27 protein-coding genes and 2 tRNA genes are annotated in these 25744 nt (G+C 27.6%); 16 read left to right on the forward strand and 13 right to left on the reverse strand.

Annotated elements, in window-relative coordinates; genetic code table 11:
- Positions 1–2: 2 nt before the first annotated feature.
- The 3 genes from Q0958_RS18000 to Q0958_RS18010 all read right to left on the reverse strand — a co-directional run bounded on the left by Q0958_RS18000 (position 3) and on the right by Q0958_RS18010 (position 1476).
- Positions 3–75: transfer RNA gene (locus tag Q0958_RS18000), tRNA-Gly, on the reverse strand.
- Between the two features lie 127 nt (positions 76–202).
- Complete coding sequence (locus Q0958_RS18005) at positions 203–649, reverse strand: GNAT family N-acetyltransferase (protein WP_299125731.1); 447 nt, start codon at positions 647–649, stop codon at positions 203–205.
- A gap of 674 nt (positions 650–1323) precedes the next feature.
- On the reverse strand, positions 1324–1476 hold the full coding sequence (locus tag Q0958_RS18010) for a hypothetical protein (protein ID WP_235272836.1): 153 nt from the start codon (positions 1474–1476) through the stop codon (positions 1324–1326).
- Between the two features lie 240 nt (positions 1477–1716).
- On the opposite strand from Q0958_RS18010, the gene Q0958_RS18015 reads away from it, so the two are divergent.
- From Q0958_RS18015 to Q0958_RS18065, 11 genes are all read left to right on the forward strand, one after another.
- Positions 1717–2619 carry an MBL fold metallo-hydrolase gene (locus Q0958_RS18015; protein ID WP_299125732.1) on the forward strand — a complete coding sequence of 301 codons (903 nt, stop codon included), beginning with the start codon at positions 1717–1719 and terminating at the stop codon, positions 2617–2619.
- Positions 2616–3047: a GNAT family N-acetyltransferase gene (locus Q0958_RS18020; protein ID WP_299125734.1), complete on the forward strand. Its 432-nt coding sequence runs from the start codon at positions 2616–2618 to the stop codon at positions 3045–3047. The genes Q0958_RS18015 and Q0958_RS18020 overlap by 4 nt, the downstream gene beginning before the upstream one ends.
- Positions 3048–3653: 606 nt before the next feature.
- Positions 3654–4028 carry a hypothetical protein gene (locus Q0958_RS18025; RefSeq protein WP_299125736.1) on the forward strand — a complete coding sequence of 125 codons (375 nt, stop codon included), beginning with the start codon at positions 3654–3656 and terminating at the stop codon, positions 4026–4028.
- A 98-nt stretch (positions 4029–4126) separates the two neighbouring features.
- Entirely contained in the window at positions 4127–4885 is a 759-nt protein-coding gene (locus tag Q0958_RS18030; RefSeq protein WP_299125738.1) for a GLPGLI family protein, read from the forward strand.
- A 26-nt stretch (positions 4886–4911) separates the two neighbouring features.
- Positions 4912–5295, forward strand: coding sequence for a hypothetical protein (locus Q0958_RS18035; protein WP_299125740.1), 384 nt, complete (start codon positions 4912–4914; stop codon positions 5293–5295).
- A 98-nt stretch (positions 5296–5393) separates the two neighbouring features.
- Positions 5394–6152 (forward strand): GLPGLI family protein, encoded by a 759-nt coding sequence (locus tag Q0958_RS18040; RefSeq protein WP_299125742.1) that lies wholly within the window; start codon positions 5394–5396, stop codon positions 6150–6152.
- 61 nt (positions 6153–6213) lie between these two features.
- Positions 6214–8826: a carboxypeptidase regulatory-like domain-containing protein gene (locus Q0958_RS18045; protein WP_299125744.1), complete on the forward strand. Its 2613-nt coding sequence runs from the start codon at positions 6214–6216 to the stop codon at positions 8824–8826.
- Between the two features lie 500 nt (positions 8827–9326).
- On the forward strand, positions 9327–9938 hold the full coding sequence (locus tag Q0958_RS18050; protein WP_299125746.1) for a MarC family protein: 612 nt from the start codon (positions 9327–9329) through the stop codon (positions 9936–9938).
- Between the two features lie 324 nt (positions 9939–10262).
- A complete protein-coding gene (locus Q0958_RS18055) occupies positions 10263–10916 on the forward strand; it encodes a response regulator transcription factor (RefSeq protein ID WP_299125748.1) in 654 nt (217 codons plus the stop codon).
- A 102-nt stretch (positions 10917–11018) separates the two neighbouring features.
- Complete coding sequence (locus tag Q0958_RS18060; protein WP_299125750.1) at positions 11019–11189, forward strand: hypothetical protein; 171 nt, start codon at positions 11019–11021, stop codon at positions 11187–11189.
- Between the two features lie 19 nt (positions 11190–11208).
- Entirely contained in the window at positions 11209–11844 is a 636-nt protein-coding gene (locus Q0958_RS18065; RefSeq protein WP_299125752.1) for a hypothetical protein, read from the forward strand.
- A 382-nt stretch (positions 11845–12226) separates the two neighbouring features.
- Here the strand turns inward: Q0958_RS18065 and Q0958_RS18070 are convergent.
- Positions 12227–12300 (reverse strand) — tRNA-Met (locus tag Q0958_RS18070).
- Between the two features lie 105 nt (positions 12301–12405).
- Between Q0958_RS18070 and Q0958_RS18075 the strand changes: the two genes are divergently transcribed.
- A complete protein-coding gene (locus Q0958_RS18075; protein WP_299125753.1) occupies positions 12406–12789 on the forward strand; it encodes an START-like domain-containing protein in 384 nt (127 codons plus the stop codon).
- Between the two features lie 97 nt (positions 12790–12886).
- Positions 12887–13720, forward strand: a complete 834-nt coding sequence (locus tag Q0958_RS18080; protein ID WP_299125755.1) for an aminotransferase class IV — start codon at positions 12887–12889, stop codon at positions 13718–13720.
- Here the strand turns inward: Q0958_RS18080 and Q0958_RS18085 are convergent.
- The 5 genes from Q0958_RS18085 to Q0958_RS18105 form a co-directional block, all read right to left on the reverse strand.
- The gene (locus Q0958_RS18085) at positions 13717–14274 is read right to left on the reverse strand and encodes a YqgE/AlgH family protein (RefSeq protein ID WP_299125757.1); all 558 of its coding nucleotides are present in this window, start codon (positions 14272–14274) and stop codon (positions 13717–13719) included. The two genes, Q0958_RS18080 and Q0958_RS18085, sit on opposite strands and share 4 nt — an antisense overlap.
- 129 nt (positions 14275–14403) lie before the next feature.
- On the reverse strand, positions 14404–15153 hold the full coding sequence (locus Q0958_RS18090) for a LytTR family DNA-binding domain-containing protein (RefSeq protein WP_299125759.1): 750 nt from the start codon (positions 15151–15153) through the stop codon (positions 14404–14406).
- A gap of 1 nt (position 15154) precedes the next feature.
- Complete coding sequence (locus Q0958_RS18095) at positions 15155–17146, reverse strand: histidine kinase (RefSeq protein ID WP_299125761.1); 1992 nt, start codon at positions 17144–17146, stop codon at positions 15155–15157.
- Between the two features lie 76 nt (positions 17147–17222).
- Positions 17223–18308: a hypothetical protein gene (locus Q0958_RS18100; RefSeq protein WP_299125763.1), complete on the reverse strand. Its 1086-nt coding sequence runs from the start codon at positions 18306–18308 to the stop codon at positions 17223–17225.
- Positions 18309–18334: 26 nt separating this feature from the next.
- Positions 18335–18550 carry a hypothetical protein gene (locus Q0958_RS18105; RefSeq protein ID WP_299125765.1) on the reverse strand — a complete coding sequence of 72 codons (216 nt, stop codon included), beginning with the start codon at positions 18548–18550 and terminating at the stop codon, positions 18335–18337.
- Between the two features lie 238 nt (positions 18551–18788).
- Here Q0958_RS18105 and Q0958_RS18110 point away from each other — a divergent pair, with 238 nt between their 5' ends.
- The 3 genes from Q0958_RS18110 to Q0958_RS18120 all read left to right on the forward strand — a co-directional run bounded on the left by Q0958_RS18110 (position 18789) and on the right by Q0958_RS18120 (position 21308).
- A complete protein-coding gene (locus tag Q0958_RS18110; RefSeq protein ID WP_299125767.1) occupies positions 18789–19772 on the forward strand; it encodes a YCF48-related protein in 984 nt (327 codons plus the stop codon).
- A 614-nt stretch (positions 19773–20386) separates the two neighbouring features.
- A complete protein-coding gene (locus Q0958_RS18115) occupies positions 20387–20800 on the forward strand; it encodes a hypothetical protein (RefSeq protein WP_299125769.1) in 414 nt (137 codons plus the stop codon).
- 55 nt (positions 20801–20855) lie between these two features.
- Positions 20856–21308 (forward strand): hypothetical protein, encoded by a 453-nt coding sequence (locus tag Q0958_RS18120; RefSeq protein ID WP_299125771.1) that lies wholly within the window; start codon positions 20856–20858, stop codon positions 21306–21308.
- Between the two features lie 16 nt (positions 21309–21324).
- Here Q0958_RS18120 and Q0958_RS18125 read toward each other — a convergent pair whose 3' ends face one another.
- From Q0958_RS18125 to Q0958_RS18140, 4 genes are all read right to left on the reverse strand, one after another.
- Complete coding sequence (locus Q0958_RS18125; protein WP_299125773.1) at positions 21325–21483, reverse strand: hypothetical protein; 159 nt, start codon at positions 21481–21483, stop codon at positions 21325–21327.
- A 97-nt stretch (positions 21484–21580) separates the two neighbouring features.
- Positions 21581–23743, reverse strand: a complete 2163-nt coding sequence (locus tag Q0958_RS18130) for a PepSY domain-containing protein (RefSeq protein WP_299125774.1) — start codon at positions 23741–23743, stop codon at positions 21581–21583.
- Positions 23744–23755: 12 nt separating this feature from the next.
- Positions 23756–24232: a DUF2271 domain-containing protein gene (locus Q0958_RS18135; RefSeq protein ID WP_299125776.1), complete on the reverse strand. Its 477-nt coding sequence runs from the start codon at positions 24230–24232 to the stop codon at positions 23756–23758.
- Positions 24233–24248: 16 nt separating this feature from the next.
- Positions 24249–25739, reverse strand: a complete 1491-nt coding sequence (locus tag Q0958_RS18140; protein ID WP_299125778.1) for an ankyrin repeat domain-containing protein — start codon at positions 25737–25739, stop codon at positions 24249–24251.
- Between the last annotated feature and the right edge of the window lie 5 nt (positions 25740–25744).

Consider the following 25744-nt stretch of genomic DNA (forward strand, 5'->3'; position numbering starts at 1 on the left):
TGAGCGAGAGACCGGGTTCGAACCGGCGACATTCAGCTTGGAAGGCTGACGCTCTACCAACTGAGCTACTCTCGCATAGGTAAAGACTTTTAACAATTTCTTGTTGTTCTTTAACTTTTAATAACAATTAAATTACTCGTTGTTAAAAGCGGTTGCAAATATAGTATAGTTTCTATTATTTACAATGAAAAAAAAGAAAAAATTAATAGAATTTTTGATCGTCTCTCATAACTTTCAGAAAATGAAAGCCATAGATTTCAAAACCTTCGTTATAGTAAAATTTATGAGACTTTCTATTACCAGTGTAGGTATTTAATTCCATAACTTCACAACCTTTAGATTTTGTATATTCATAAATCCAGTTAAAAAATTGTTTGCCAATATTTTTTCCTCGGTAGGTTTCATCAATAATTACATGATCAGGTTCAACACTTTTACCAGAGTAATGTCTTAAACTGTACCAAAGTCCAGAAATCCCAATCAATTTATCTTCATCAAAAACACCAACACATTCATAGGTGTCGTATTTTATCATTTCTGAAACACGTTTTTCTAAAATATCATGTGGAGTAGTTGTATTTACCTTTTTTAGAAGTGGAAGAATAGATAAAATGTTTTTTTTATCTATAGCTTTAAAGCTTAAATTCATATGTAGTTAATTTTTGTAAATATAAAAAAAGGCTTGCATAAAAGGTGTTAAAAAAAGAAAAGAGGTTATCACCTCCAGACACCTCTTTTCTAAGATAACATTAAATTCTTGATAAAGTAATTTGTTATAACATTATTAATTTCATTGTATTAAACAGGTAAGTTTTAATTAACCCTAAAAAAAATATGTAAACAGCTTTTTTGGGTAAATTAATAAAAGAATTAAAAGAAAACCGTGGCTAATTTTAGTTTTTTTAGTCAAGTTTTGGAAATCAAATCCTTCTTAAGTCTAGGACTGAATTAGTTATAATACAGTTTTTAATTGGTTTGAAGGTTTGCTGTGTTATACAAGAAATTACAAAAAAATATGAATGAAAAGGAAACTGACTAGTTGTTTTATAAAATAATTTATAGAAATAAGTCTTTTTGTAGTGCATATATACTTAAAATGTAGCTAGAAATTAATTGCTACATGCACTAGGATAATAAGAAAGATAGTTCTTGTTATTTATTTAATAAAAAGTTTAGGATAATAAGGGTGAATCCAAAAGTAAACTTAAGTAAGTATAAGAATAATTTAATGATAAAAACCATAGCGTAAAATATTTACAGCAAAGTTAACTATAAAGTTATTGAGATAAAAATTTATAAACACTATTATGATATAATTATGAATTAAATGATTTTATAATCTTTAGAATTTTTTATAAGGCTATCATAGTATTCTTTATTTACTGTAATAGGAACTTCCAAATGAGAAAGTTTAATCTTAAAAAAGTATCCATCTGTTTTTAATAATTCTACGGTTATTGGTGCAGTTTTTTTCATGATATTTATTGTTTATATCATCAAATGTACTTGTGAAAAAGAGTAATTAACCTTGATTTTAGATTAGTAGAAAAAAGGATAAGATGAACGGCAAAAAATAAACGATAAAGCAAAACTATGTTCGTTGAATTGTAATTATAAATAAAAGGAGTGGATTTATCTATTGGTAAATAACTATTATTAAAAAATAAAATAGTAACTTACTGGTAGCAATTATAAAGGGAATATAATAATAAGTATATGGGGAAAATAAAACGAAAACTACGAAGAGTGGTATTGTCCTACTTGCTGTTTTTTTTGTGTTTTAATCTTTTAGGACAACGTAAAGAGGTTGAAATAACAGCTAAAAAAATAACGGACAATATTTATATGCTACAAGGGCAAGGTGGCAATATTGGTTTGTTTGTAGGTAATAAGAGTGTTTTTATGATTGATGATCAATTTGCACCATTAACCAATAAAATTTTAGCCAAGATTAAAGAAATATCCGATAAACCAATTAAATATTTGGTCAATACGCATTGGCATGGCGATCATACTGGTGGAAATGAAAACATGAGAAAACTTGATGTTTTAATTTTTTCACAAGAGAATGTTCGAAAAAGAATGAGTACTGATCAAAAGGTAAGAGGAAGACTAAAAAAGGCTTCACCTAAAGAGGCTTTGCCAGTAATAACTTATACTAACGATATGAATTTTCATATGGATGGTGAAGATGTGCTAGTTTCGCATGTACATAATGCTCACACAGATGGCGATTCTCATGTTTACTTTTTAAATAGTAATGTTATCCATATGGGGGATACGTATTTTCAAGGAAAATTTCCCTTTATAGATTTAGATAGTGGAGGAAGTATAAATGGATATATAGCTTCTATAGATAAAGTATTATTAATGTCTAATGACAAAACGGTTATTATACCAGGACATCGAAGTTTGTCAACTAAAGGAGAGCTTAAGGTGTATAAAGAAATGCTTGTGACTTTAAGAGATAGAGTTCAGAAGAGTATAGATAAAGGGAAAACATTAACTGAGGTTTCTAAAGATGAAGATATAACTAAGGAGTATAAGGAAGAATATGGAGGATGGTTTATATCAGCTAAAGAAATGAGAGAAACTATTTATAAGAGTTTGAAACAATGATTGAAGTAAAAAAAATAATAGCAGGAGAAACTTCGAAAATAAGATTAGAGGTTTTACGTAAAGGAATAGATTTACCATATAAATTTAAGGAAGATTTAGAAGAGGATACATTCCATTTAGGAGTTTTTTATAGAGAGAAGTTGGTAACTATAGCAACGTTTATAAGAAATAATTTAAAAGGTTTAGAAGGGGAACATTATCAATTAAGAGGAATGGCAACTTTGCCTGAGGTTAGAGGAAAAGGCTTTGGAAAAATAATTATAGAAGCAGCAGTGAAAGTTTTAAAAACTAGGGGTATAAAATATTTGTGGTGTAATGCTCGTAAAGAAGTAACAATGTTTTATGAAAAATTAAAATTTGTGAAGATAGGAGATGAGTTTATGGTAGAAAAAGTAGGGCCGCATTTTAAGATGTATACTAAAGTATAAAAAACAAAAAAACTCAAACCTTTTGAGTTTAAGTACAAAAGGTTTGAATGTTTTAAAATAAAGCTTGAAAGTTGGCTTTTTGATAAACTGATTATCCTAAAAAGTTGTAATTTTTATTTTACATGTATTGTTTTGCTTTTGGTAAAATAAAGAGATGTTTAACAGGTTATTTTGATTATTGTTGTCAATATTTTGAACAAATATGTTTTTTGAAATAGAAAAAAATAATTAAATGATTTTTCTTCACAATTTTTTTAATTCTCTATATGTTTTTTCTTTTTTTATTTGAGGAGTTCATAGAGAGGGGTGAAGTACCTCTCCTTTTAAGTAAGTTGTAAACTAGAGGAAATTATCCAATACCTCGAATGGATGTCTTAATATATTAAAATTTGTAGATTTTTTTGTTTTTTAAAAATAATTTTTAAATTAGCTGAGTATTAAGGAATTGCTATCTGAAAATTTCGCCCTGGAATTGCTGTCTGAAAATACTTCCACTCTCTATTTTACAAAATGAATTAAAAAAATCAAGAATATTTGTTGAATAACAAATAGGAGGAAGCTGAAAAGCCTCAAATAGAGTAAGTTGTTTTTAATATACAAAATTTTATGAAAAAACTATTTTGCATTGCATTATTTAGTATTGCAATAATGACAAATGCTACAGGGAAAAAAGAGATAATAACCAATCCTATAATTGGAAATGAAATCGTAAGAAATAGTTCCGAGAACATCATTATCAACAGTTTTAAAGAAATTGAAACTGAAAGTAATAAACGTACTAAAGAAACCTCTATAGATGATATGTTTTTTGGTTGTGGTAGTGAAGGAAATTCTTTATACAATATGTGGAGAAATGATGGAATGAGTCATAGAGATGCTAGGGCTTACAGAAGAGTTTTTGTAAGAAAATGTAGAGGAAATGGGCCTAATGGATGGCTAGGTATTACATTTCAATTACTACCTTCAGGAGTAACTTTGTAATTTTGATAAGGTTAAGTTGTAGAATGTTAATAAAGAGGTGTTTATGTTAATAAGAAGGGGGTGTGTAATTTCATCCTCTTTTATAATTTTAAAAAAAAATGCAAAAAAAAAGAATTTATTTACTTTTCCTGCTATCGTTTATAAATATTAGTTTTTATTCGCAAAAGAAGAAACAGTATGCGAAAGCTAAAGTTAGTTATATAGTTAAGACCAAATTAGATAAAAATAAAAAGAGTTATAAATTTTTATCACAAAGGATGCCGGATTTGGTGAAAAAAAGAGAAACCATTGCTTCAGAGTTAGATTTTTCTTTAATATTTAACGATTCGATTTCTATGTTCTATTTAGAAAAAAAGTTGTTTTCTGATAACGATGCAATTGTATTTGCAATTTTAGATGCGGGCTATTTTGGGAGAATTATGCAACGAGATAATGATTATATAACAGAAAATTTACAGGAAGATTTTGGTAGATTTTTGGTGTTACGTCCCTATCAAAAATGGGAGTTACATGAAGAAACTAAACAGATAGGAGATTATTTATGTTTTAAAGCTACAACATTTCATACTACCACTAACCCCAAAGGTAAGGTGTTTAAACATAATTTTACCGCATGGTACACGCCACAACTTCCTTATAAGTTTGGTCCTTTAGGTTATGGTAGTTTACCTGGTTTAATTATTGAACTACAAGGGGATAGATTTATATATGGTGTAAAAAGAATAGAATTTTACAAAGGCGGTGAAAAAAGCAAAAGAAATAAAATACCCAGATTAAAAAAAATAAAATTAATTACAGAAGAAAAGTTTGAAAAATTGGCGGCTAAAGATGAAGAGCGTTGGAGAAATAAGAGCTGATAATACTCCTTTCTATATTATAGCAAATGTATTTTAAAAAACTATTTTGCATTGCATTATTTAGTATTGTAATTATGACAAATGCTACAGGAAAAAAAGAGATAATAACCAATCTTACAAATGGAAATGAAATCGTAACAAATAGTTCCGAGAACATTATTATCAACAGTTTTAAAAAAATTGAAACTGAAAGTAATAAACGTATTAAAGAAACCTCTAAAGATGATTTATTTTTTGGTTGTGGTAGTCAAGGAAATTCTTACTACAATGAATTGATGGCAACTGGAAATTATACTCATAGAGATGCTAGAGCTTACCGAAGAGTTTTTGTAAGAGGTTGTAGAGGAAATGGACCTAATGGATGGCTAGGTATTACATTTCAATTACTATCTTCAGGAGTAACTTTGTAATATTGATAAGGTTAAATTGTAAAATGCTGATAAAAATATAGATATAATAAAGAGAGGGAGGGGTACTTAATTTAATTCTCTTTTATAATTTAAAGAAAATGCAAAAAAAAAGAATTTATTTACTTTTCCTACTATCATTCATAAATATTAATTTTTATTCGCAAAACAAAAAACAGTATGCGAAAGCTAAGGTTAGTTATGGCGTAAAATTACATGTTGATAAAAATCAAGAAATTTATAAGATTCATGAGAAGTACTTTCCAGGTATGGTGACTAAGGGAGAAGCTGTAAGTTCGGAAATTGATTTTTCTTTAGTTTTTAATGATTCTACTTCCGTATTTTATTTAGAAAAAAAGTTATTTTCAGATAATAGCGCTGTTAGTTTTGCAATTATTAGTATAGGTTATTTTGGGCGTGTTAAACAGTTGCCTAATAATTATATAACAGAGAATTTACAGGAGGATTTTGGTAGGTTTTTGGTGCTACGTCCCTATCAAAAATGGGAACTACATGAAGAAACTAAACAGATAGGAAATTATATATGTTTTAAAGCTACAACATTTCATACTACCACTAACCCTAAAGGTAAGGTGTTTAAGAATAATTTTACCGCATGGTATACTCCACAACTTCCTTATAAATTTGGTCCTTTAGGTTATGGTAGTTTGCCAGGCTTAATTGTTGAGCTACAAGGAGAGAGTGCTACATATGGTATAAAAAAAATAGAGTTTTACAAAGATGGAGAAAAAAGTAAGAAAAACAGAATGCCTAGATTAAGAAAGAAAAAGCTTATTACAGAAAAAGAGTTTGAAAAGCTAGCTACTAAAGATGAAAAGCGTTGGAGAAATAAGAACTGATAATACTCCTCTCTATATATAGCAAATGTATTTAAAAAAACTATTTCTTTACTGTTTTATATTGTTTTACGCTACAATTTTTGCACAGAATAATATAGTAAGTATATCTGGTGTAGTTACAGATAGCTTAAAAAACTCCATAGTAAATGCAACAATAATTGCTAAATCAAAAAAAGAGAATACTAAAATAAAATATGCTATATCCAATAGCAGTGGTTATTATAAACTTCAATTAATAAGGGGAGTAGCCTATGAGTTAAGTATTTCTCATTTAAGTTATAATCCAATAAAAAAGCAAGTTCTTTTTTTAGAAGATAATTCTAATTATCGTGTCAGATTAAATCTTAAAAATAAAAATCTTGATGAAGTAATTATCAATTACAAATACCAACCCATTAAAAAAAACAAGGATACTATTACTTATAGCTTAAACTCTTTTACCAATGGCAATGAGTTTAAAATGAAAGATGTTCTTAATAAGTTGCCAGGGATAAAAACAGTTGAAAACACCATTAAAGTACAAGGTAAAACAGTAACTAAATTACTGATAGAAGGCAAGCCGTTTTTTGACGGCAGTACCAAGTTAGCTATTGAAAATATTCCTGCTGATGTAATGGATAAAATTGAAATTATTTCTAACTATAAGGAATCCGAATTATTAAGAAACTTAGCAGATAACGAAGATTTGGCATTAAATGTAGTTTTAAAGGAGGATAAAAAAGATTTTGTATTTGGAGATATAGAAGCAGGTACTGGATTTGATAGATTTTATAGTTTTCATACAGCCTTATTTAAGTATAGTCTTAAATCTAATATTAACTTTATAGGAGATATTAATAATTTCAACAACAGTAGTATTAATTTTAGCGATTTATCTCGATTAGTGGGAGGTTCAAGTAATCTATTTGATAGGAGTAATTTTTCTAGCAATCTATTGAGTTTTGCATCTAATAATAAAAACAGATTTAAATCCCTTACACGCTTTTCTGCATTAAATTTTCAACATGAATTTAATGAAAACGTCAATATTACTGGTTATGTTATTTATTCAAATAATGATATTGTAAATAAATCATTATCTGCTAGGGAATACCTGATTGATGATGAACATATATTAGAAAAAAGAAACGACATTAGAGATACAAATAATAATTCAGGAATAGTTAATCTGAAGTTAGATTACAATCCTAGTGCTGGTCAAAAATGGATTTATAATTTCAATTATTTATTTAATAATTCAGGAGTTAATCAGGAATCTTTATCAACTCTAGAAAATACCAATCAATTTTTTACTGATGCAAATGGCCATAATAATAGTTTTTCACAGAACTTAGAAGGATATTTAAAGCTTAATGATAAACATACAATGGGTGTTGCTTTTCGTCATAGTGTTACAAACTCGAAATCAACAAATAATTGGTCCAGTAATAACTCTTTTTTAGAAGGTTTTTTACCTGTAATTCAAACAACAGATTATCATATACAGCAAAAAAATGATATTCAAGCTCAGAGATTAAATCTGATTGTTAAAGATTATTGGCTAACAAGTAGATATTATCACCTTTTTTATAGTGTTGGTTTGAATTATAAAAAAGCTAGAATAAAGAGTGATTTATATCAGCTTATACCAGATGATACTGTTATAAGCTTCTCCGAATTTAGTAATAATACCTCTTTAACACTCTCTGATTTGAATTTTGGATTAGGATTAAAATCTCAGCTAGGAAAAATTGAGTTAATATTTGAAGCTAAACCACATTATTTTAGCTTTAATAGAGGGCAAATTAATGACACAAATTTATTTATTGAACCAAAATTCAGACTTAATTATCAGATTGATGATGATATAGATTTAGATTTTGATTATAGTTTTAGGAATAGATATTTGAATGATTTAAGTTACCTTGAAAATATAAGAATTACAGGGTTTAACTCTGCTATACAAGGAAATCCAAACCTTTTAGATGAGCGATTTCATAACTGGGGTCTTTATTATAGTAATTATAAAAATATTGATAAATACTCCTTAGATGTGTCTTTAGATTACAGTATTAATAATCCTGTGAAAAATAATAGTATAAAACAAAATGGAATCAATCAATTAAATATACCTGTTATATTGAATTTACCTGAAGAAAGCTTAGGTTTTAATACAGATTTTGGTCTCATATTTAATAAATCTAGTTTGGATTTTCAAGTAACTTTAGATTGGCTTAAAACCAATCAAGTTATTAATGAAGAGGTAAATGTTACAAACTCTTTTGAGTATGATTTAAGTAGTAAGTGGTTGTTAAAATTGAATAAAAGAACTCAATTGAGTTTGAGATATAACCATTCGGGTTATCGAGTAAAATTTGATGAAGAATCTGTTTCGACGGAAGATAAAATATCTTTAAACTTTGATGCTAGGTTTTTAAAGAACTTTATTTTTAAAACTAATCTTTCTACCCACTTTGTTAATGATTTTAGTGATAATACTCAGAATTACACCTTACAGAATTTATCTTTAGGGTACTATAAGCCAAATAGTAAGTTTTCTTATGGTATCGAATTTAAAAATATTTTCAACAATGGTGTTGTTGTTAGAAATTCATTCAATAATAATTTATTGATGTCTAGACAGGTTTTTACTCTTCCTCGAATCTTTTTATTTGAACTGAAGTACAAATTTTAGTTTTACTATACTTTTTAAATAATGAAATTAGACTAGAATTTAGAGGTTTAGATTTACAGAGTAATGTTAGGTGCTAATTTTTTTATGGGGGCATAAATAGGAGGGATGAAAAAATGTAAATGTAGTATTTAGATTGTATTTATAATAGAAAAAAGACTTTCAGTTTTCTGACAGCCTTTTATTAAAAGCGTAGCGAAGAGCAGATTTGAAATTCTTGGATTTGATTTTCAGAAACAGTAGAACAACTAAAACAAATTGATGAAATGTTTAAGAGTTGTTTTTTTCAAATTAAATGAAGCTAAAATATCCCCTTTCAAAATTATAGACAAACAGTGATTAATCGGAGTGACTAAAATATCTGATAAAGTTCTTTGTCAATATTGTGGTTAGTAAAAAAGATGTAATTTTGAATTATTAAACACATTGTACTTCATTTCATGATAACTTTGTTTCAATTCTATTCATAACAATCTTTTGAAATAATTTAGGAAAAATAAAATATGGAAAATTTAATTACTTACAGCTTATCTGTATTTATGGGTTTTTTTGCTATTATGAACCCAATCGCCAACACACCTATTTTCTTAGGTCTCGTTGATGGTGAGGATAAAGAAAGAAAAAAGAAAATTGCTAAAACAGCTTCAATCACAGCATTTATAATAGTTGTTGCTTTTATTATTGCAGGAAAATATATTTTCGAATTATTTGGAATTACAATCCCTGCATTTAAGATAACAGGAGGAATTCTGATATTTTATGTCGGTTTTGAAATGCTAATGTCTAAGAAATCCAAAGTACATAACAATGCAAACACAGAAGATAAAAGTAATCTTGCAGTATCTCCTTTGGCTATTCCTATTCTTGCAGGACCAGGTACTATTGTAACAGCAATGAACTTTGTTACTGATGCGACTTACGTTCATATTGGAATTGTAATTTTTATTTTTGCCGTAATGATATTTTTAACTTATCTAGCTTTTTCTTTAAGTGATTTGATAGTGGAAAAAGTGGGAGCAAATTTAATCGCTGTAGTTGGAAAGCTAATGGGGTTAATCTTAGCGATAATTGGAACAGGAATGATTACAGAGGGAATTAAATTGACATTTAAATAGAAAAAGAAACAATACTGTGTGAAATTCATTACTAGTATAAACTTGCTTATAAAAATCCTCGTAGATTTTCTATTAGCTAATTTAGTAGTTAAAACACTCAACAAAATTATATACGAATAAGTTTAAAAAAAATAATATTTACCGCAAATCAACACTTGATAAGTGTTGATTTTTTTATGTCAAAAATTAAAGAAAAGGAGCTTTTATAGCTGAATAAATTTGTTGAAATTATTTTCTGAAAACGTAACTAATTTTATATCATTTCTTCGAAGCGTCCACAAATAATATAAAATGGTTAATTTACATTTGAGAAAATTATAATAAATGGATGTTCACATTGCCGATGATTCTCAAATAATTATTGAGGGTTTTAAATCTTTGTTACTTCAGTATAATATTAATATTGTGGGTACTTCTAATAATGGATTAGAGGTTATCGAATGGTTAAAAAATAATACTGCTGATGTTGTTATTCTTGATATTTCAATGCCACTAAAAAATGGAATTGAAGTAGTTGAATATTTGAATGAAAATAAAATAGATCAGAAAGTAATCATTGTTTCTGGTTTCCTTCAATTCGACTTTATTAGAAATACAGTTGGTAAAGGAGCTCAAGGTTTTGTATCAAAACAGTTTGCATCACTAAACATTATAGATGCTTTAAATGTAGTATATAACGGAGGAACTTATTTTTCTATTGATGTACAAGAATTATTAATAAAAGAATGTTTAAATTTTGATCAGAATTCTAATTCAGAGTTTGCTAGTTATATGCTAGGAAAGAGTTTATCTAAGCAAGAGATGAATATCTTATTACTACATGCTAAAAATTACAATTCTAGCGAAATTTCAGAGGAACTGAATATAAAAAAAAGCACAATTAGAACTTATACTGCAAGAATAAGAGATAAACTAAATTTAGACTCAAAAATTGGCTGGCAACAACGCTTAAAGCAGTTTAAAAATTTGATGATTTAATTTATAACAATAGTTTAAAAACAGTACATGAGAATGTGAAAAAAAGAGCGGATAATTTTTACTTAAATTTAACGGAAATTAAAACCGTAAAATTTAATAATTATGAAAAAACTATTGATGTTTTTGGTATTAGCTGCTTTTGTTTCTTTTACTTCGTGTACAGACTCAACAGATGAAGACTTACTTAGACAAGAAAAACAAGCAACTCAAAAAGACGATTCCTCAACATCAGACGGAGACGGAGGAGAGGATCCAGACGATACAGAAGGGTAAAAAGTTTTTACCATACATATTGGCCTTGTTTTTTGGTTTATTGTTTACTTCTCATAAATTTTTTGATACCTATAGTCAAGAATTTAAAGAAGCTAAAACAGCATATCAAAAGGATATAGATGAAGTAACTGCTGCTCTTAATGTTGTTAAAAAAGAAGCGGAAGGTACTCTTGCGTATCAAAATTACCTAAAAGCAAGAGATGTAAAAGAGGTTTCTAAGGAGGAATATTTTGCAATAAAAAAGGAAGAAAAAGTTTATGGATTTAAATCTTTTCATTTTTGGGTTGAACGATTTTCTATGTTTTTAGGATTCTTTATTTATGCTTTAATAAACTTGTTTAGAAGTTATTATTTTGAAAGGAATAATGTTGGAATGAAGTTTTTACATGGTTCTATTATAGCTGTTTGTATATTTTATTTCTTTTGGATATTTCAAAAGTATCAGGACTATTCTAATGTAACCTATTATTTAATTACAGTATTGTTTGCTGGAGGTATAGTACTTGCCGTTTCTCTTATAACAAAATACCAGAAACATTATATAAACACATTAAAGTTTAAGTATTTAAACCTGGTTAAGTTTACATTTATAAATACCAAACCAGAAAAAAAACAAGAAATGCTGGATTTATTGGAACAGAACGAGGTGAACTAATTTAATAGAAGTAGAAAAATACTTAAAACTAGTAGATTAAAGAGAAGAAAACAAAAAAGAAAAAGCTGAGTCTAAAAAGAAACCAAGCTTTAAAATATTGTATGGTATTAATTAAAATAAATTTTATTCAGAAGTTTAACTCGAATCTTAGCAGTTTCATCTTTAATTATTTCATTTCCAAAATCATTAAATAAATTAATAGAAGAATTAATCATGTTATTGCTTTTAGTTATACTGTCTAGTTTATTTATAAGTTGAATATTAGTTTAATTAGATAGGAAGATGTATAGGTTGTTTTCTTATTATGAAAAATAACTAATAGTAGATTAAGATTCTGTGTTTAAAACAAAAAAAACTCAAACTTATTAAGTTTGAGTTTTTGTAGCGAAGAGCAGATTTGAACTGCCGACCTCAGGGTTATGAATCCTGCGCTCTAACCAACTGAGCTACCTCGCCGTTTGCGGGTGCAAATATAGTACTTCTTTTTAATTGAACAATGAAAAAACGTGATTTTTTTTTAAAAAAATAAATATCTATATTGCCTACTTTAAGAAAAGACAAATGAGTAAAGTAAAATTCGAATTAGAGTTTCCTGTACATGCTTCTCCAAGTATGTTATATCAATGCTTAGCAACTCCTTCAGGATTAGAAGAATGGTTTGCTGATAGGGTGAATTCTCGAGGTAAAATAATGACTTTTATTTGGGATGGAGCTGAAGAAGAAGCCAAAATAGTAACCAAAAAAAATAATGAGTTAATAAAATTTAAGTGGACAGAAAGCGAAGGTGATGAAAGTTACTTCGAATTTAGAATACAAGTTGATGCTTTAACGAAAGACGTTGCGATTATTATTACCGATTTCGCAGACGATGAAGATGATGCTGAAGAAGCAAAATTGTTATGGGAAAATCAAATAGAAAATTTAAAGCATAACATTGGTGCTTAATATTTATATAGAACAATAAAAAAACTCGACATTTTGTCGAGTTTTTTTATGTGTAATAATTACCTAAGTCGTAATTTTGCAGTCAAATTTTTGAAGAATGATAAATTTTAACGGAGAAATAATTTCTGAAAACGAATTACAACTTTCAAGTGAGAATAGAGCATTTAAATATGGTGACGCTATTTTTGAAACGATAAAAGTATCAAAAGGAAAAGTAGTTTTCTTTGAAGATCATTATTTTAGGTTAATGGCTTCTATGAGGATGTTAAGAATGAAAATTCCGATGAAATTTACTTTAGAGTTTTTACAAGATGAAATCATAAAAACTATTGAAAACCTTGAAAGAATTAAAACCTATAGAGTTAGACTAACAGTATATAGGAAAGATGGAGGTTTATATACACCTAAGTCTAATGAGGTGGATTATTTAATAGAGGTAAAAGAGTTTGAGTATAAAGAAAAACCAGTTTATAAAGTTGACTTATTTAAAGACTTTTATAACTATTCTGGGTTACTTTCTACAGTAAAGACTACCAATAGAATGTTGAATACATTATCTGCTGTTTTTGCAGAGGAAAACGATTTGGATAATTGTATTCTATTAAATGAAAGAAAAGGGGTAGTAGAAGCAACTAATGGAAATATTTTTATTGTAAAAAATAAAGTAATTAAAACTCCTGCTTTAACAGAAGGATGTATAAAAGGTGTTCTTAGAAAAAAAATAATTGAGATTGTTGAAAAACATCCTGAATATACCATTGAAGAAACAACTATTTCTCCATTTGAAATTCAAAAGGCAGATGAAGTTTTTATAACCAACGCAATTATAGGAATTCAATCGGTAACTAATTACAGAAAAAAACAATTTGTTTCTGAGATAACAAATAAATTAAAAAGTAATCTTAATGTGTTAATGCTTACAGCGAGTTAGTTCATTTGAACATCGCTAGGAGCATTAGCCCAAATTTTATATTTACCGCCTTTTTGAAGTAATTGATCCTTCCAAAAGGTTTCGTTGTCAGTGGAAAGAATATTTCTATAATCATTTTCTGATACAAACCAAGAGTTTGAAAAAAGCTCGTCTTCTAATTGATTTACTCCCCAACCAGAATATCCTAAAAAGAAACGAATATCTGTTGGTTCTAAAAGATTGTTGTTAAGTAACTCTTTTAAAAGTTCAAAGTTCCCTCCCCAGAAGATACCATTTGCAACTTCAATACTATTTGGTATTAAATGTGGTACTTTATGTATAAAGTATAAATTATCCTGTTCTACAGGACCTCCTTGATACACTGTAAAATTACAATCTATTTCAGGTACTAAGTCGTTTAAAGAGTAGCTTAAAGGTCTATTCAATATAAATCCAACCGAACTGCTTTCAGTGTGTTCGGTAAGCAAAATAATAGCTCTCTTAAAAGAACTATCATTTAAAATAGCGGGTTCTGCAATTAATAATCTGCCCCTTTCAGGTTTTAGTGCAACCATATCTCATTCTAGTTTGTTTTACTAAAATAAATAAATTTTAATAAAAATTTAACAAAAAGATTAAAATACGTGTAATTTAAGGTAAATTCCTTTTAAGGATTGTTGTTTTTTGCTTCTTTTTATTGAAGATTAAATCCTTTCCAAAACTGCAATAACTTCGTTTTTTTTTCTAACAGAAACGGGAACCGTAGTTTTATTTTTTAAAACTAAATATCCTCCATCAGATTTTATAAATTCTTTAATGTATTGTAAATTAACTAAATGACTTTGGTGAACACGTAAGAAACCTAAATCTTTGAGCATGTCGGCATAATATTTTAATGTTTTGCCAACAAGTATTTTTTGACCATCACTCATAAAAAATTCAGTGTAATTATTGTCGGCTTTACATCTAATAATATCTATTAAATTAACAACAACAATTTTATCTGAAGTGTTTAAAGAAATCTTTTTTGGGTGTAAATTGGGTTGTTTTATGGATTGTTGTAGTACTGTTAATTGCTCCTTATCGGGTTTAATTTGATTTTTAGCTTTATTTATAGCGTTAGATAAATCTTCATTTGAATAAGGCTTTAGAACATAATCGATAGCAGCAAATTTAAAAGCTTTAATAGCATATTCGTCACTAGCGGTAACGAAGATTATTTTTGAAGATAAATCTGGATGAATTTCAAGAACATCAAAACCAGTTCCATCTCCTAACATTATATCTAAAAAAAGAATATCTGGTTGTTGTTTACGTAATAATTTAGAAGCTTCTACAACACTTTTTGCTGTTCCGATTATTTCTATTTCAGCATGTTGGTTATTAATGTCGTTTTGTAATAGTTCTAATGCAGAAGGCATATCGTCAACAATTATTGCAGTCAATTTTTCCATATTAAAAGTCAGTTTTTAAAGGTATTTTAAAAAATACTTTAGTTCCTCTAACTAAATTATTTTCAACAATTTCTTCAATGCTAAATTTACTTTTTTTCGACAAAGCTTTAATACGTTCTTCAGTTACTTTTATAGCGATTGAATTATGATTGGTATTTTTCTTGCTTTTTTTCGATTGATTAATTCCTATTCCATTGTCAATAATAGCACAAAGTAAAAAGTCTTTTTGAGTAGAAAAATTAATAGTAATAAGACCGTTTACTATGCTTTTAATTCCATGTTTAATACTGTTTTCTATAAATGGTTGAATAAGCATTGGCGGAATTAATATTTCTTCTGAATCAAATTCGAAATTTGTATTTATCTCATATTCAAAAGAGTTTGTGCTCATTTGTTGTTCTAACTCTATGTAGTTTTTTAGTATGGCAATTTCTTCTTTTAAATTAACTTCTTCTTGTCTTGAATTGTGTAATACACCACGCAAGAGAGTGGCAAATTTACTTATGGTTACATTGAGTTCAGTAGATTTTCCAGAATTTCCTAAAGCTTTTATTCCGTTTAAAACATTGAAAATAAAATGAGGATTCATTTGTAGTTGTAATGCTTTCTGTTCTAATGATAATAAATGATTTTTCAACTCTAGCTTTTCAACTTTAGCTTTATTTTTTCTCTTTATTTTTCTAATATAATTAATAACAATACTCGTTAGCACTATTAAAATTATAGCTGCACTAAGCTGTTGGAACCAGCTTTTTTGATAAAGAGGTTTATCAATATAAAAATGAAATTTTACAGGGTCACTTTCTAAGCCATTAACTTTTGACTGTATTGAAAAATTATAATCTCCAGAATTTAAATTAGCTAAGTTTATAGAAGAATTAAATGTCCATGGGCTAAATTTATCATTTAACTTATAGCGATACTTTACTTTTTTTGGAGCATTAATGTTTGCTGTTTTATAAGTAAAAGATATATGGTTCTGATTGGGTTTTAGCTGTAATGTTTTAGTGTAGTTGTTTATGTCAATAGAGTCAATGGGCTGGTAAACAACTTCGATATTTTGAAAAGCTATTTTGGGTTTTATTGGCAAACTATTATTGCTTGTAAATTTATAAATACCATCATTGTTGGTTGCAATCCAAATATTTTTTTGAATGTCTTGAAAAACAGTATTTATTTGATTTGTTTTTAAAGTGTTGTATTTATTTATACGTTTTATAAAAGAGTAATTTTCATCAAGAATTTCTATTCCTTCATCTTTAGAAACGACCCATAGTTCATTGTTTATTTTTACAATGTCATTTATTTTTTTAGGAGAGTTGCTAAGCGATTCAATTTTGTCGTTTTTTACAATTTTAAGACCATTTTTGTATGTGGAAACTATTATGTTTTTGTTATCTATAATTATAGATGTATAATTACCTAAGTCTATTCTTTTTAAAAGAGTAGGGTTAATTATTTTATCTAGTTTCCATAAACCTTTATTGGTAGCAATCCAGAAAAAAGTTCCATCAAATTTAAAATCATTAATACGATTCAAGTCTATTTGAAAGTTTGTTCGAATAGGAGATAAGAAGTCTTCACGTACTCTTAAAATTCCTTCATTAGTTCCTAAAAAAATATGTTCAGGTGTTTTTAAAATACAATTGATTTTTTGCCCTTCAAAGTTTATAAATTTGTTATAGTTTTTAATACTTAAGCCTTTGTTGGTGCCAATTAAAAGCGTATTGTTTTTTTTAGAAATAGTTTGTGTCTTGTTGGAGATTAAGTTGTCTTTAGTAGTGAAGTTTGTAAAATCGTTTCCGTCAAAACGAATAAGACCTTTATTTGAAGCAAACCACAAATAGCCAGTATTATCTTGTGTAATATCGTTAATTTTTAAACTAGGTAATCCGTCGTTTAAAGTATAATTTTTTAAAGTATTTAATTGAGCAACTACATTAGTTACTAGTAGGGAAAAAAGAATGAAAAGTGTTAATTTATAAAACTTCATAGAAACAAACTTACAGTAAAAAAGTAACTGCTCAAATTAAACAGTTACTTTTTAAGAATTATTAAACATTATTCAATTATTTCATAGCATATAAACGCTTATTATTGGTGTCAGGCTTTATGTGTTCTAAGTCACCATAAGGTTTGGTTAAAGGTTTTAATACACATAAAACTGAGGTTTTTCCTTTTATAATTAGCTTGTTATTTTTAACAGTATAAGTCCATCTAAATTTTTCAACAGGAATGTTTAATTTTTTTACATCTGTCATTAAATCTACATCACCAGCTATAAAATCCATTAATTCTTCTTGCATTACAAATGTTGGAACATCATCATCAGAATTTTCATAGTCTAATTCCCACATAATTGGAATACTAAACTGTTTTGTATATGGCTCGCCTATATAACGTTCTCTTTCGTTTGTTAAAGCACTAAACCAATCAATTTCTTTTTCATTAGGGTATTTTCTTGCAATTTCTTTTGATAAATCTACTTTTCCTGGTGAGTGTGCCGTAGGGTAAAATACATAGTATGGTTTTGCTAAAAAATGATTTGTGAATTCACCCCCAAAAACATTAAAGTAAGGAGAAGCTAATATTTGTGGCATCTCATCAGATTTAAATGATAACTTTAAAGTATTTAAAAGTTCTTCGTTGTTACCAATTCCATTTGAGTGAAACACAATTTTACTATTTGCATTTATCCCGTTTTTAATTTTAGGTAGCTTATTTTGATTGATGGCTCTTTGTAAAGCATCTGTTGTAACCTTTTCTCCATTAATAGTCGTTTCTAAACTTAGTCCTTTTAACGGATTGTTATAGTTTACAATATGAATTTCACCATAAGGACTTTCAGAGCCATTGGAATTCATCCAGCTTATAATTTCTTCTAAAGAATACATATCGTTTACAATTTGATACTTCTTTTCTTTAAAGTAGCTGCGAGCATTTTCGTAAAACTTATTTTGAAACTTGTCGTAACCTGTAATAAATACAATTGGATTTCTAGGTTTCTTATAAGTTTTTTTAATTGTTTCTTCTTTTTTTGCAATGTTTCCCAACTCTTGTTTTGTATTTGTTTTTTTCTTTTCACAACTAGTGAAAAATCCTGTAAGTAGTAGTAATCCTATTACTGTTCCTACTTTAAAAATGTTTTGTTTCATAGGTTCTTGTTTTTTAGGTTAATATGTTATTGCTGTAATATGATGGTTACATTTTTTTCTAAATTAAAATCGTTTGATAGTTTGTTTAAAATGTTAGGTAAGTTTCGATCGTTAATCCATCTACCGTTTTCTTGCTTTTCTATTGAAGCAATAAGTCCATCGTTGTTTACCTGTAATTTTAAACTGTTGTATTTATTTAAATACATTTTTAAGATTGATGAATAGCTACTGTTTGACCACATAATTTTTATTTTATATGAACAAATTTAGAAGAGAAAGAGGTGGTGATTTGAGGTTAATTAGAATTCGTTTGGAATAAATTAGAATTCGTAATTGTATTTTATTTTAAGCTTTAAAAGCATTGTAAAAACTAGGTTAGTATTGAAAATATATGAATTTTATATTATTTTTTTCCTAGTGGTTAAGTAGGGTATTTCTCTCTTTAGTTTTTATATTAATGTTAATTTTAAATAATTTGATATGAAATACGTTTTAAGAATGCTATCGTTTTTCGCCTTTGTTTTTGTGTTACAGTCTTGTAGTGAAGACGTAGGAATTGTTCTTAATAATGGTTTTGATTCGATATCCAAAGAGTGGAAGAAGTTAGATATTGGAACAACCGAAACCTTAAATAAAATTCATTTTATAAATAAGTCTGAAGGTTTTATTATTGGAAATAAAGGGAAGTTATTTAAAACAGAAAATGGAGGAATAGATTGGAAAGAAATTTCATCAGGTGTTACTCACGATTTGGTTTCTATTAGCTTTAATGGAAAAAATAAAGGAGTAATTAATGGTTTATCAACCATCGATGGTGGAAAGAATTGGAAAGTAGTCAATACTACTTCAAGTTACTATTGTTATTATGCTAGTGAAGATGTAATGATAGGAGGGAGTAACTCGTCTTTTGCAGGAACTGTTTATCGTTCAACTGATGATGGAGTAACATGGACAGACGTTTATAAGAACCCTCATACTGGATTTTATACATCAGCAGGATTTATGGGGGATACTGGTTATTTATCTTCTTGGTATTCTGGTAGAATTTTAAAAACAACCGATAAAGGTAAAACTTGGACTGTAGCTGTAGAAGGTACAGCTAAACCTACTGGAGGAAAAAATACATTTGATGACTTTTTTAATCTTACTGTGGTAAATGCAAAAACTTTATATGCAGTTTCTAATAGTTATTTGTCTAAAAGTAATGATGGAGGTGCTACTTTTAAAATAGTTTATGAAAAACCATCACCAACATCTGGATCCTTAAGAGGGTTATATGTAAACAATGAACAAATTGTATTAACAGATCTTACAGGAAATATTTTTGTGAGTAAAAATGGTGGAAAAGATTGGGGTATAAAACAGCCAAAAAAATCAGTAACCTTTAACGATGTTTATGTAGCCAATGGGATTGCTTATGCGGTAGGAACGAAAGGTGAATTATGGAGGAAAAATATTAAATAATATAAGTGAATAAAAAAAAGAAGTGTCCGCCATCGAAAAGACACTTCTTTGTAACTAACTAACCAAATAACTTATAATGAATTTCTAAATTATATGGTAAAGATAGTATGGAAAATCCTTGTAGAATTTAAAATTAGATAACTGGAAATAAAGTAAAGACGAACTGCTTTTTTTGTAAAATGAATTGAAATTGAGTAGAAAAGGAAAGTGATGAATTAAAAAAAGCAATGAGGAAGATAATTATTTATCTTACTTAAGGCGAACTCCTTTTCTTATTTCCCTTAAACAATAAGAAATTTATTTACCTATAAATATTTATATGAAGCTTAATTAAATCAATTCTTTGATTTCGATGGCAAAAATTAGATATAATAAAAACTTCAATACGTTATTTCAATCAGGGGACCGAATACTAATAATTTCGACCTCATTGCTTTATAAAAGTAAAGAAAAAAAAATAATTTTACAAAGTTTTTTTATTTGAAAATAAATTAGGCTTGGTTTTAAGTGTTTGTTATGTAGTGTTTTAGTAATTTGGCGTTTTTGAAAATTGACGTATTAATCTTTAGAGAATGCAAGAAATGAAGTATACTATAAAAAAAGGGTCAGGTAAGATGAGAATACTCATTTTGACAGGTTTTTTTCTTGTTATAGCCTTTAGTTATCAGTTATTAATCTTTTTACAAGTTCATGATTTTGTTTATCAGTTTCCTGGTGATTGGGATAAACCAATGGGAATTATAGTTGGACTGTTTTTGATATTTCGTTCCTTAAAATTTACGAAAGAGTCTAAAGATTTATTTATAGAAATAGATGAAGAATATTTAGTATATAGAACTAATGAATTAGAGGCTAAACATAAGATACCATTGATGAATATTGAAAGGATTTATAAAGAAAAAGGGAAAATATGTCTCGTTACTAAAGATTTAATTACTATGAATGTGGTTGATTTAGATGAGGTTAGGTTAGTAGATGAGACAAAAAATTTGATAAAGAAATCTTTGATGGACTTGAATACAAAATAATAATTATCAATGAGGAAAAAGATTATTTTTATATTTAAATGAAGTTAAAATTATTTTGGAAAAGTTAATAGATTATCTTGAGGTAATGATTAAGAAGTACTCTTCAGCAGCCCGATGGATTTATTTAATGATGCTTGTAGGTGGTATTGGAATTTACTTTCTTATGTACTTTGCTAGTGGTCATGAGTTTAACCCGCCAGTAGAAGATTATGTTTCGTTATTAGTTATGTTTTTAGCATTTGTGTCCATGGTGGCATACACAGATTTAAAATTTAAAAAAAGTAAAATATATTTTTTATTAAAAAGTTTTGTGTCTATAACATTATTGGTAACCAATTTTTTTGCTATAAAAATATTGATATTCCTTATAGGGTTTAAATTTGGAGAGGATGTAAGTGTTTTTGAAAGAGTATTAACTTTTTTATTGCCTATAGTTTTTATAATTGTTAGTATTATAAATGTTTTATCTCTTTTTGAAAAATATATCAAAATAAAAAAGCGAACCTAAGTTCGCTTTTAATTTTTTAATGACCTCCGCTCCAATCGCAAAGACAAGTATAAGGTAAATACTTTGGGCAGTAATTTGGACAATGAATTTCACTGTCTGGACCACCGCCTCCTTTAATAGATTTTTGTGATGATTTGTTAAGTACACTTCCTAAGTTAGAAATTGTTTTAAGCATGTTGATTAGTTTTAAGTTTCTCAAACATACTTAAAAAGATATTTATAAAGATTTGTAAAACCGTAATTAAAGTAAGGTTTTACCGTAAAAATAATTATTAATAACAATCGGTTTTTATCTGATGATTCTTTTGAAATTTTTCAATAGGAGTGTTCAATTCAGTTAAAGTTAGGTTTTTCAATACTTTTAATACAGCATTCATCATAGCAATAGAACCGCAAATCATAATAGTACCTTTATTTTTTAAAACAGAAATAATTAGTTCACTCTCTATAGAAATTAAATCTTGTACATAGTGTTTTTTACCTTCTTGAGAGTAAGCTGTGTACACATTTGTGTTTTGTAAGTATGGTTTATACATGGTTAAAGACTCAGAAGTTCTTCCTCCCCAAAATAAATGCGTTCTAGTATTATTGTTTAACATCCCAAGAAAAGGAGCAATACCAGTTCCATTAGCTATAAGTACAACTTCTTTATTCTTTTTAGGAAAATGAAAAGATTTATTTTGTTGAATAGAGGCCAAAATAGCTTCATTTTTATTTAAATTTAAAAGTAAATTAGAGCACACACCTAAATCATGTTTTTTAATACTTAATAAAACATCATTTTCAACTTTTCCTATGGAATATAATCTTTCAACATTATCTACACTAGGAGTTATAGAAAGCAAATCACCAGAAACAAAATTCAATTTTTTACTAGGTTTTAACCTTATAAGAAAAGAATTGTCTTTATTGAGTTCTGTTTTATCAACAGTTGTAAAGTCTAGTTGTTTTTTTAGCTTTTTTGCTTCTTGTTTTAAATTAAGATTTACTTTTGTACTAGCACTCCACTGTAGTCCCCAAGTTTTAAAATCTGAAAAATTCTGATTGTTTATTTTATATAAAGGGGTAATAGCTTTAAAATTAGGAAGCTCTTTTAGTGTACTTTCAATATCAATTGCAAACTGACAATAATTAGGGTAGGCTAAAGAACCAAAACCAACAATAGCATAATCAATTAAATTTTTCTGCTTAACTTTTTGTACCAACTTTAAAAAGGAACTTGCATTGATAGGCGGAGTACCTTCTCCATAAGTAGAGGTTAAAATAATTAATTTTTTGGCGTTTTTATAAGTAGTATAGTTATTCAAGTAATCTACAAAAACAGTTTTTTCACTTGCTAGTAAAGCTTTATATATAGAAGTAGCAAAACTATAAGTGTTTCCTGTTTCAGAACCTACTAGTATGATAAATTCAGAGTTGTTTTTGTTGAATTTATTTTTAGGTAAAGAGCTTTTTGCTCTTCTTTTTAATGTAATAGCAAAACCTGAATAGATAAAGAATATTATAGCGATACATGAGAGTAATAAAATGATAGACCATAAGATAGTACCACGCCCTGTATGTAAGAATAAACTCCAGTTAGATAATATATGTGTTAAAGATGTTTTTTTGGTACTTATAATGTCTCCAGTATACTGATGTATGTATAGTTCTTTGTTATGTAGTTTTACTACAAAGTAATCTTCTTCGTCATCAGAAAAAGGAAACTCTATACTTTCTAACTCGCTTAGCTTGGTTTCTTTAAAAAGAGGAAAGTTTTCAATCGTAATTTTAGGACTGTCTTTTACTTCAGAAAAATCAATATTATGAGAAGTTTTAGATTTTGGAAGTAAAGAAAACTTCTCTAAGGATAAATATACTCCTGTAAGGGTAATAATTATAATAGGTATTAAAGCATATCTACTTAAAATAACATGATAATCTTGAGCAAAATTTTCTCGTATAACTTTAGTGAAAAAGTTTTTAACTCCCCCTTGTCTTTTAATAATAAGAATGCTTCCAGTAATAGTAATTAATAAGAGAAAAAAGGAAAAAAGGGCGACTAAAAAACGACCTGTAGATTTTAGAAAAAGAGATCTATGTAAGTTAGTAGTCCATTTATAAATTGTAGCTCTTTTTACAATATTATTAATTTTTTTACCTGTAACTGGATTGATATAAAAAGTGCTATTATCACCATTTTTAGTAACTACAGATGCAATTATAAAATTATTATCGTCAATTTTTAAATCAACAATTTCATCATACTCTTTTTTTAAAGAGTTAATAGTTTGTGCAATTGTAATCTCATGAGTGTTTTGTATAGCATAAGGTTTTAACTGATTCGAAATAGGTTCGAAAGCTAAAATTATACCTGTTAATGAAGCTATAACTATAAAAGCAAAAGAAGATATAGCCAAAGTTAGATGGCTATATCTCCAAATTGAAGTAATCATTTTGTTGTACTATTATTGTGGTATCATACGAACGTAACGTATAAAACCATTACCTTCAATTTTACTTTTAATATTTTCTGAATTTAGATCAAATTCTACATCGTCTTTATAGTATTCTTGATCTTCTACAGCAGATTCAAAACGAATTTTATATCCTTTGTTAATCTTATCATTTGGAATTTCAATTATACTAATAGCTCTATTTCCTCCGCTTATTGTTGCACCAGTTATAGCATCAATATTTGAACGTACTTTACCATGAAAACTCCACCATTCTGTAATATCGTGATACCATTCTTGATCATCTCCTTGAACATATAACGTTTTTTCATATTCTCCTTTAGGATTTAATAATGAAATGACAATATATGCTCCTTCACCGTCATAATTTTTCATTTGAATCATGCATTTATACTTACTGCTATCTGGGGTAGTAAATGCCATTATTCCAAATGCTACTATAAAAAGTATTGAAAGTTTTTTTATCATTTTTTAATTCAATTGTTTATTTCAAAAAGCTAATATCGATATTTTTTAACGCTTCGTTTTCTTTTGCTAAATCATATAAGGTTTCATCAAAATCTGTTTTTACAGATTTATTTGCGCCTAACGATACTAAGTGTTTGATTATCTTATCGTTTTTAGCTGTCATAACCGCTTTTTGTAACGCAGTTAAGCCTTTGTTATTTTTTGCATTAATATTAATTTTATATTCTTTAATAAAATCTAACATTGGAATGCTTTGCTTATCTACAGCTAAATGATATAAAGTATTTCCGTCTTTCTGAGTTTTTTCAATATCTAATCCTTTAGATTTTAAAGTGTTTAGTTTTTTAGAAAACTCTTCTTTATTTTTAGGATTAAATGTTTTGAATAAATAGTAGCTTAAGTTATTACCTTTTTTATCAACTATAGCAACATCTGAACCTTTTGATATAAAATAATCAACTATTTCAGGTTTATTTCTTAAAGCGTAAGTTAAAGCAGATTTACCGTCTTTATTAGCATGATTAATATCTTTCGTTTTGTCAGCTAATAATTTTATAATCTCTATAGAGTTTCTGCTAGAAGCATTTAATAAAGGAGTGTTTCCTTCTTTATTAGCTTGATTTATATCTACACCTTTATCAATAAAATACTCGTAAGTTGCGATGTCTTTATTTCTGTATGATAAGTTGTGTAAAGGAGTAGTACCTTCTTTATTAGTAATGTTTGGATTGATTCCTAAACCTTCTAAATATTTAAAATATTCTAATGAGTTATATCCTCTTCTTGAACCTCTAGTTGCAAACAGCATAGCGTTTCCACCTTTTTTATTCAATGTTTTATATGGTAACCCTTTTTTAATTAATAGCTCTAGCATTTTTTTATTACCAGACTGTGCTGTGTAATTAAAAGCACCATTACCATCTTTATCAGTAGAGTTAATATTTAACCCTTTTTCAGTAAAATAGTCTACCAATTGAAAGTTTTCTAATTTTGGAGTAATTAATAATAAAGCATTAGCTCCCTTAGGAGTTTTATCTTTTAAAACATTAGCTCCTTTACTTATTAAAAGGTCATACAATTTTGTGTTTGTTACACCAGCAACAGCAACAAAGTTTAGTAATGAATATCCCTTATCGTCAATGACATCTGTTTTAGCGCCATTGTCTAGTAGATAGTTTACAATTGGCATATTGTTTTTGTAGGCTGCCCAAAAGATGTAAGTCCTACCATCGTGAGTTAATTTATTAACGTCATTTCCTTTTTTGCCAAGTAAGTGTTTAATTACATTTTCATCTGCATTTTCTAGCAAAGCATATACAACAGCATCAAAACCATATCTGTTTAGTTTTGTGGCACTGTTACCTTCTTTAATTTTTTGCTCAACTTGTTCAATAGAAGGTTTAGTTTTCCAAAAATCTCTTTTTAAAAAGATATTTGTGTTTTGAGCAAAAACTACCGAGCTTATTAAGAATAAGCTCAGTAGTAATTTAATATTTAATGATTTCATTTAGA

Origin of the sequence: uncultured Tenacibaculum sp. (assembly GCF_947499065.1) — a bacterium.
Classification (GTDB): Bacteria; Bacteroidota; Bacteroidia; order Flavobacteriales; family Flavobacteriaceae; genus Polaribacter.

Excerpts from the sequence above, each read along its gene's own strand:
- Q0958_RS18080 (WP_299125755.1), top strand. The coding sequence starts at position 12,887 with ATGATAAATTTTAACGGAGAAATAATTTCTGAAAACGAATTACAACTT.
- Q0958_RS18090 (WP_299125759.1), bottom strand. The coding sequence starts at position 15,153 with ATGGAAAAATTGACTGCAATAATTGTTGACGATATGCCTTCTGCATTA.
- Q0958_RS18015 (WP_299125732.1), top strand. The coding sequence starts at position 1,717 with ATGGGGAAAATAAAACGAAAACTACGAAGAGTGGTATTGTCCTACTTG.
- Q0958_RS18095 (WP_299125761.1), bottom strand. The coding sequence starts at position 17,146 with ATGAAGTTTTATAAATTAACACTTTTCATTCTTTTTTCCCTACTAGTA.
- Q0958_RS18005 (WP_299125731.1), bottom strand. The coding sequence starts at position 649 with ATGAATTTAAGCTTTAAAGCTATAGATAAAAAAAACATTTTATCTATT.
- Q0958_RS18110 (WP_299125767.1), top strand. The coding sequence starts at position 18,789 with ATGAAATACGTTTTAAGAATGCTATCGTTTTTCGCCTTTGTTTTTGTG.
- Q0958_RS18055 (WP_299125748.1), top strand. The coding sequence starts at position 10,263 with ATGGATGTTCACATTGCCGATGATTCTCAAATAATTATTGAGGGTTTT.
- Q0958_RS18025 (WP_299125736.1), top strand. The coding sequence starts at position 3,654 with ATGAAAAAACTATTTTGCATTGCATTATTTAGTATTGCAATAATGACA.
- Q0958_RS18060 (WP_299125750.1), top strand. The coding sequence starts at position 11,019 with ATGAAAAAACTATTGATGTTTTTGGTATTAGCTGCTTTTGTTTCTTTT.
- Q0958_RS18020 (WP_299125734.1), top strand. The coding sequence starts at position 2,616 with ATGATTGAAGTAAAAAAAATAATAGCAGGAGAAACTTCGAAAATAAGA.
- Q0958_RS18115 (WP_299125769.1), top strand. The coding sequence starts at position 20,387 with ATGAGAATACTCATTTTGACAGGTTTTTTTCTTGTTATAGCCTTTAGT.
- Q0958_RS18040 (WP_299125742.1), top strand. The coding sequence starts at position 5,394 with ATGCAAAAAAAAAGAATTTATTTACTTTTCCTACTATCATTCATAAAT.
- Q0958_RS18100 (WP_299125763.1), bottom strand. The coding sequence starts at position 18,308 with ATGAAACAAAACATTTTTAAAGTAGGAACAGTAATAGGATTACTACTA.
- Q0958_RS18130 (WP_299125774.1), bottom strand. The coding sequence starts at position 23,743 with ATGATTACTTCAATTTGGAGATATAGCCATCTAACTTTGGCTATATCT.
- Q0958_RS18105 (WP_299125765.1), bottom strand. The coding sequence starts at position 18,550 with ATGTGGTCAAACAGTAGCTATTCATCAATCTTAAAAATGTATTTAAAT.
- Q0958_RS18140 (WP_299125778.1), bottom strand. The coding sequence starts at position 25,739 with ATGAAATCATTAAATATTAAATTACTACTGAGCTTATTCTTAATAAGC.
- Q0958_RS18075 (WP_299125753.1), top strand. The coding sequence starts at position 12,406 with ATGAGTAAAGTAAAATTCGAATTAGAGTTTCCTGTACATGCTTCTCCA.
- Q0958_RS18030 (WP_299125738.1), top strand. The coding sequence starts at position 4,127 with ATGCAAAAAAAAAGAATTTATTTACTTTTCCTGCTATCGTTTATAAAT.
- Q0958_RS18010 (WP_235272836.1), bottom strand. The coding sequence starts at position 1,476 with ATGAAAAAAACTGCACCAATAACCGTAGAATTATTAAAAACAGATGGA.
- Q0958_RS18035 (WP_299125740.1), top strand. The coding sequence starts at position 4,912 with ATGTATTTTAAAAAACTATTTTGCATTGCATTATTTAGTATTGTAATT.
- Q0958_RS18050 (WP_299125746.1), top strand. The coding sequence starts at position 9,327 with ATGGAAAATTTAATTACTTACAGCTTATCTGTATTTATGGGTTTTTTT.
- Q0958_RS18135 (WP_299125776.1), bottom strand. The coding sequence starts at position 24,232 with ATGATAAAAAAACTTTCAATACTTTTTATAGTAGCATTTGGAATAATG.
- Q0958_RS18125 (WP_299125773.1), bottom strand. The coding sequence starts at position 21,483 with ATGCTTAAAACAATTTCTAACTTAGGAAGTGTACTTAACAAATCATCA.
- Q0958_RS18085 (WP_299125757.1), bottom strand. The coding sequence starts at position 14,274 with ATGGTTGCACTAAAACCTGAAAGGGGCAGATTATTAATTGCAGAACCC.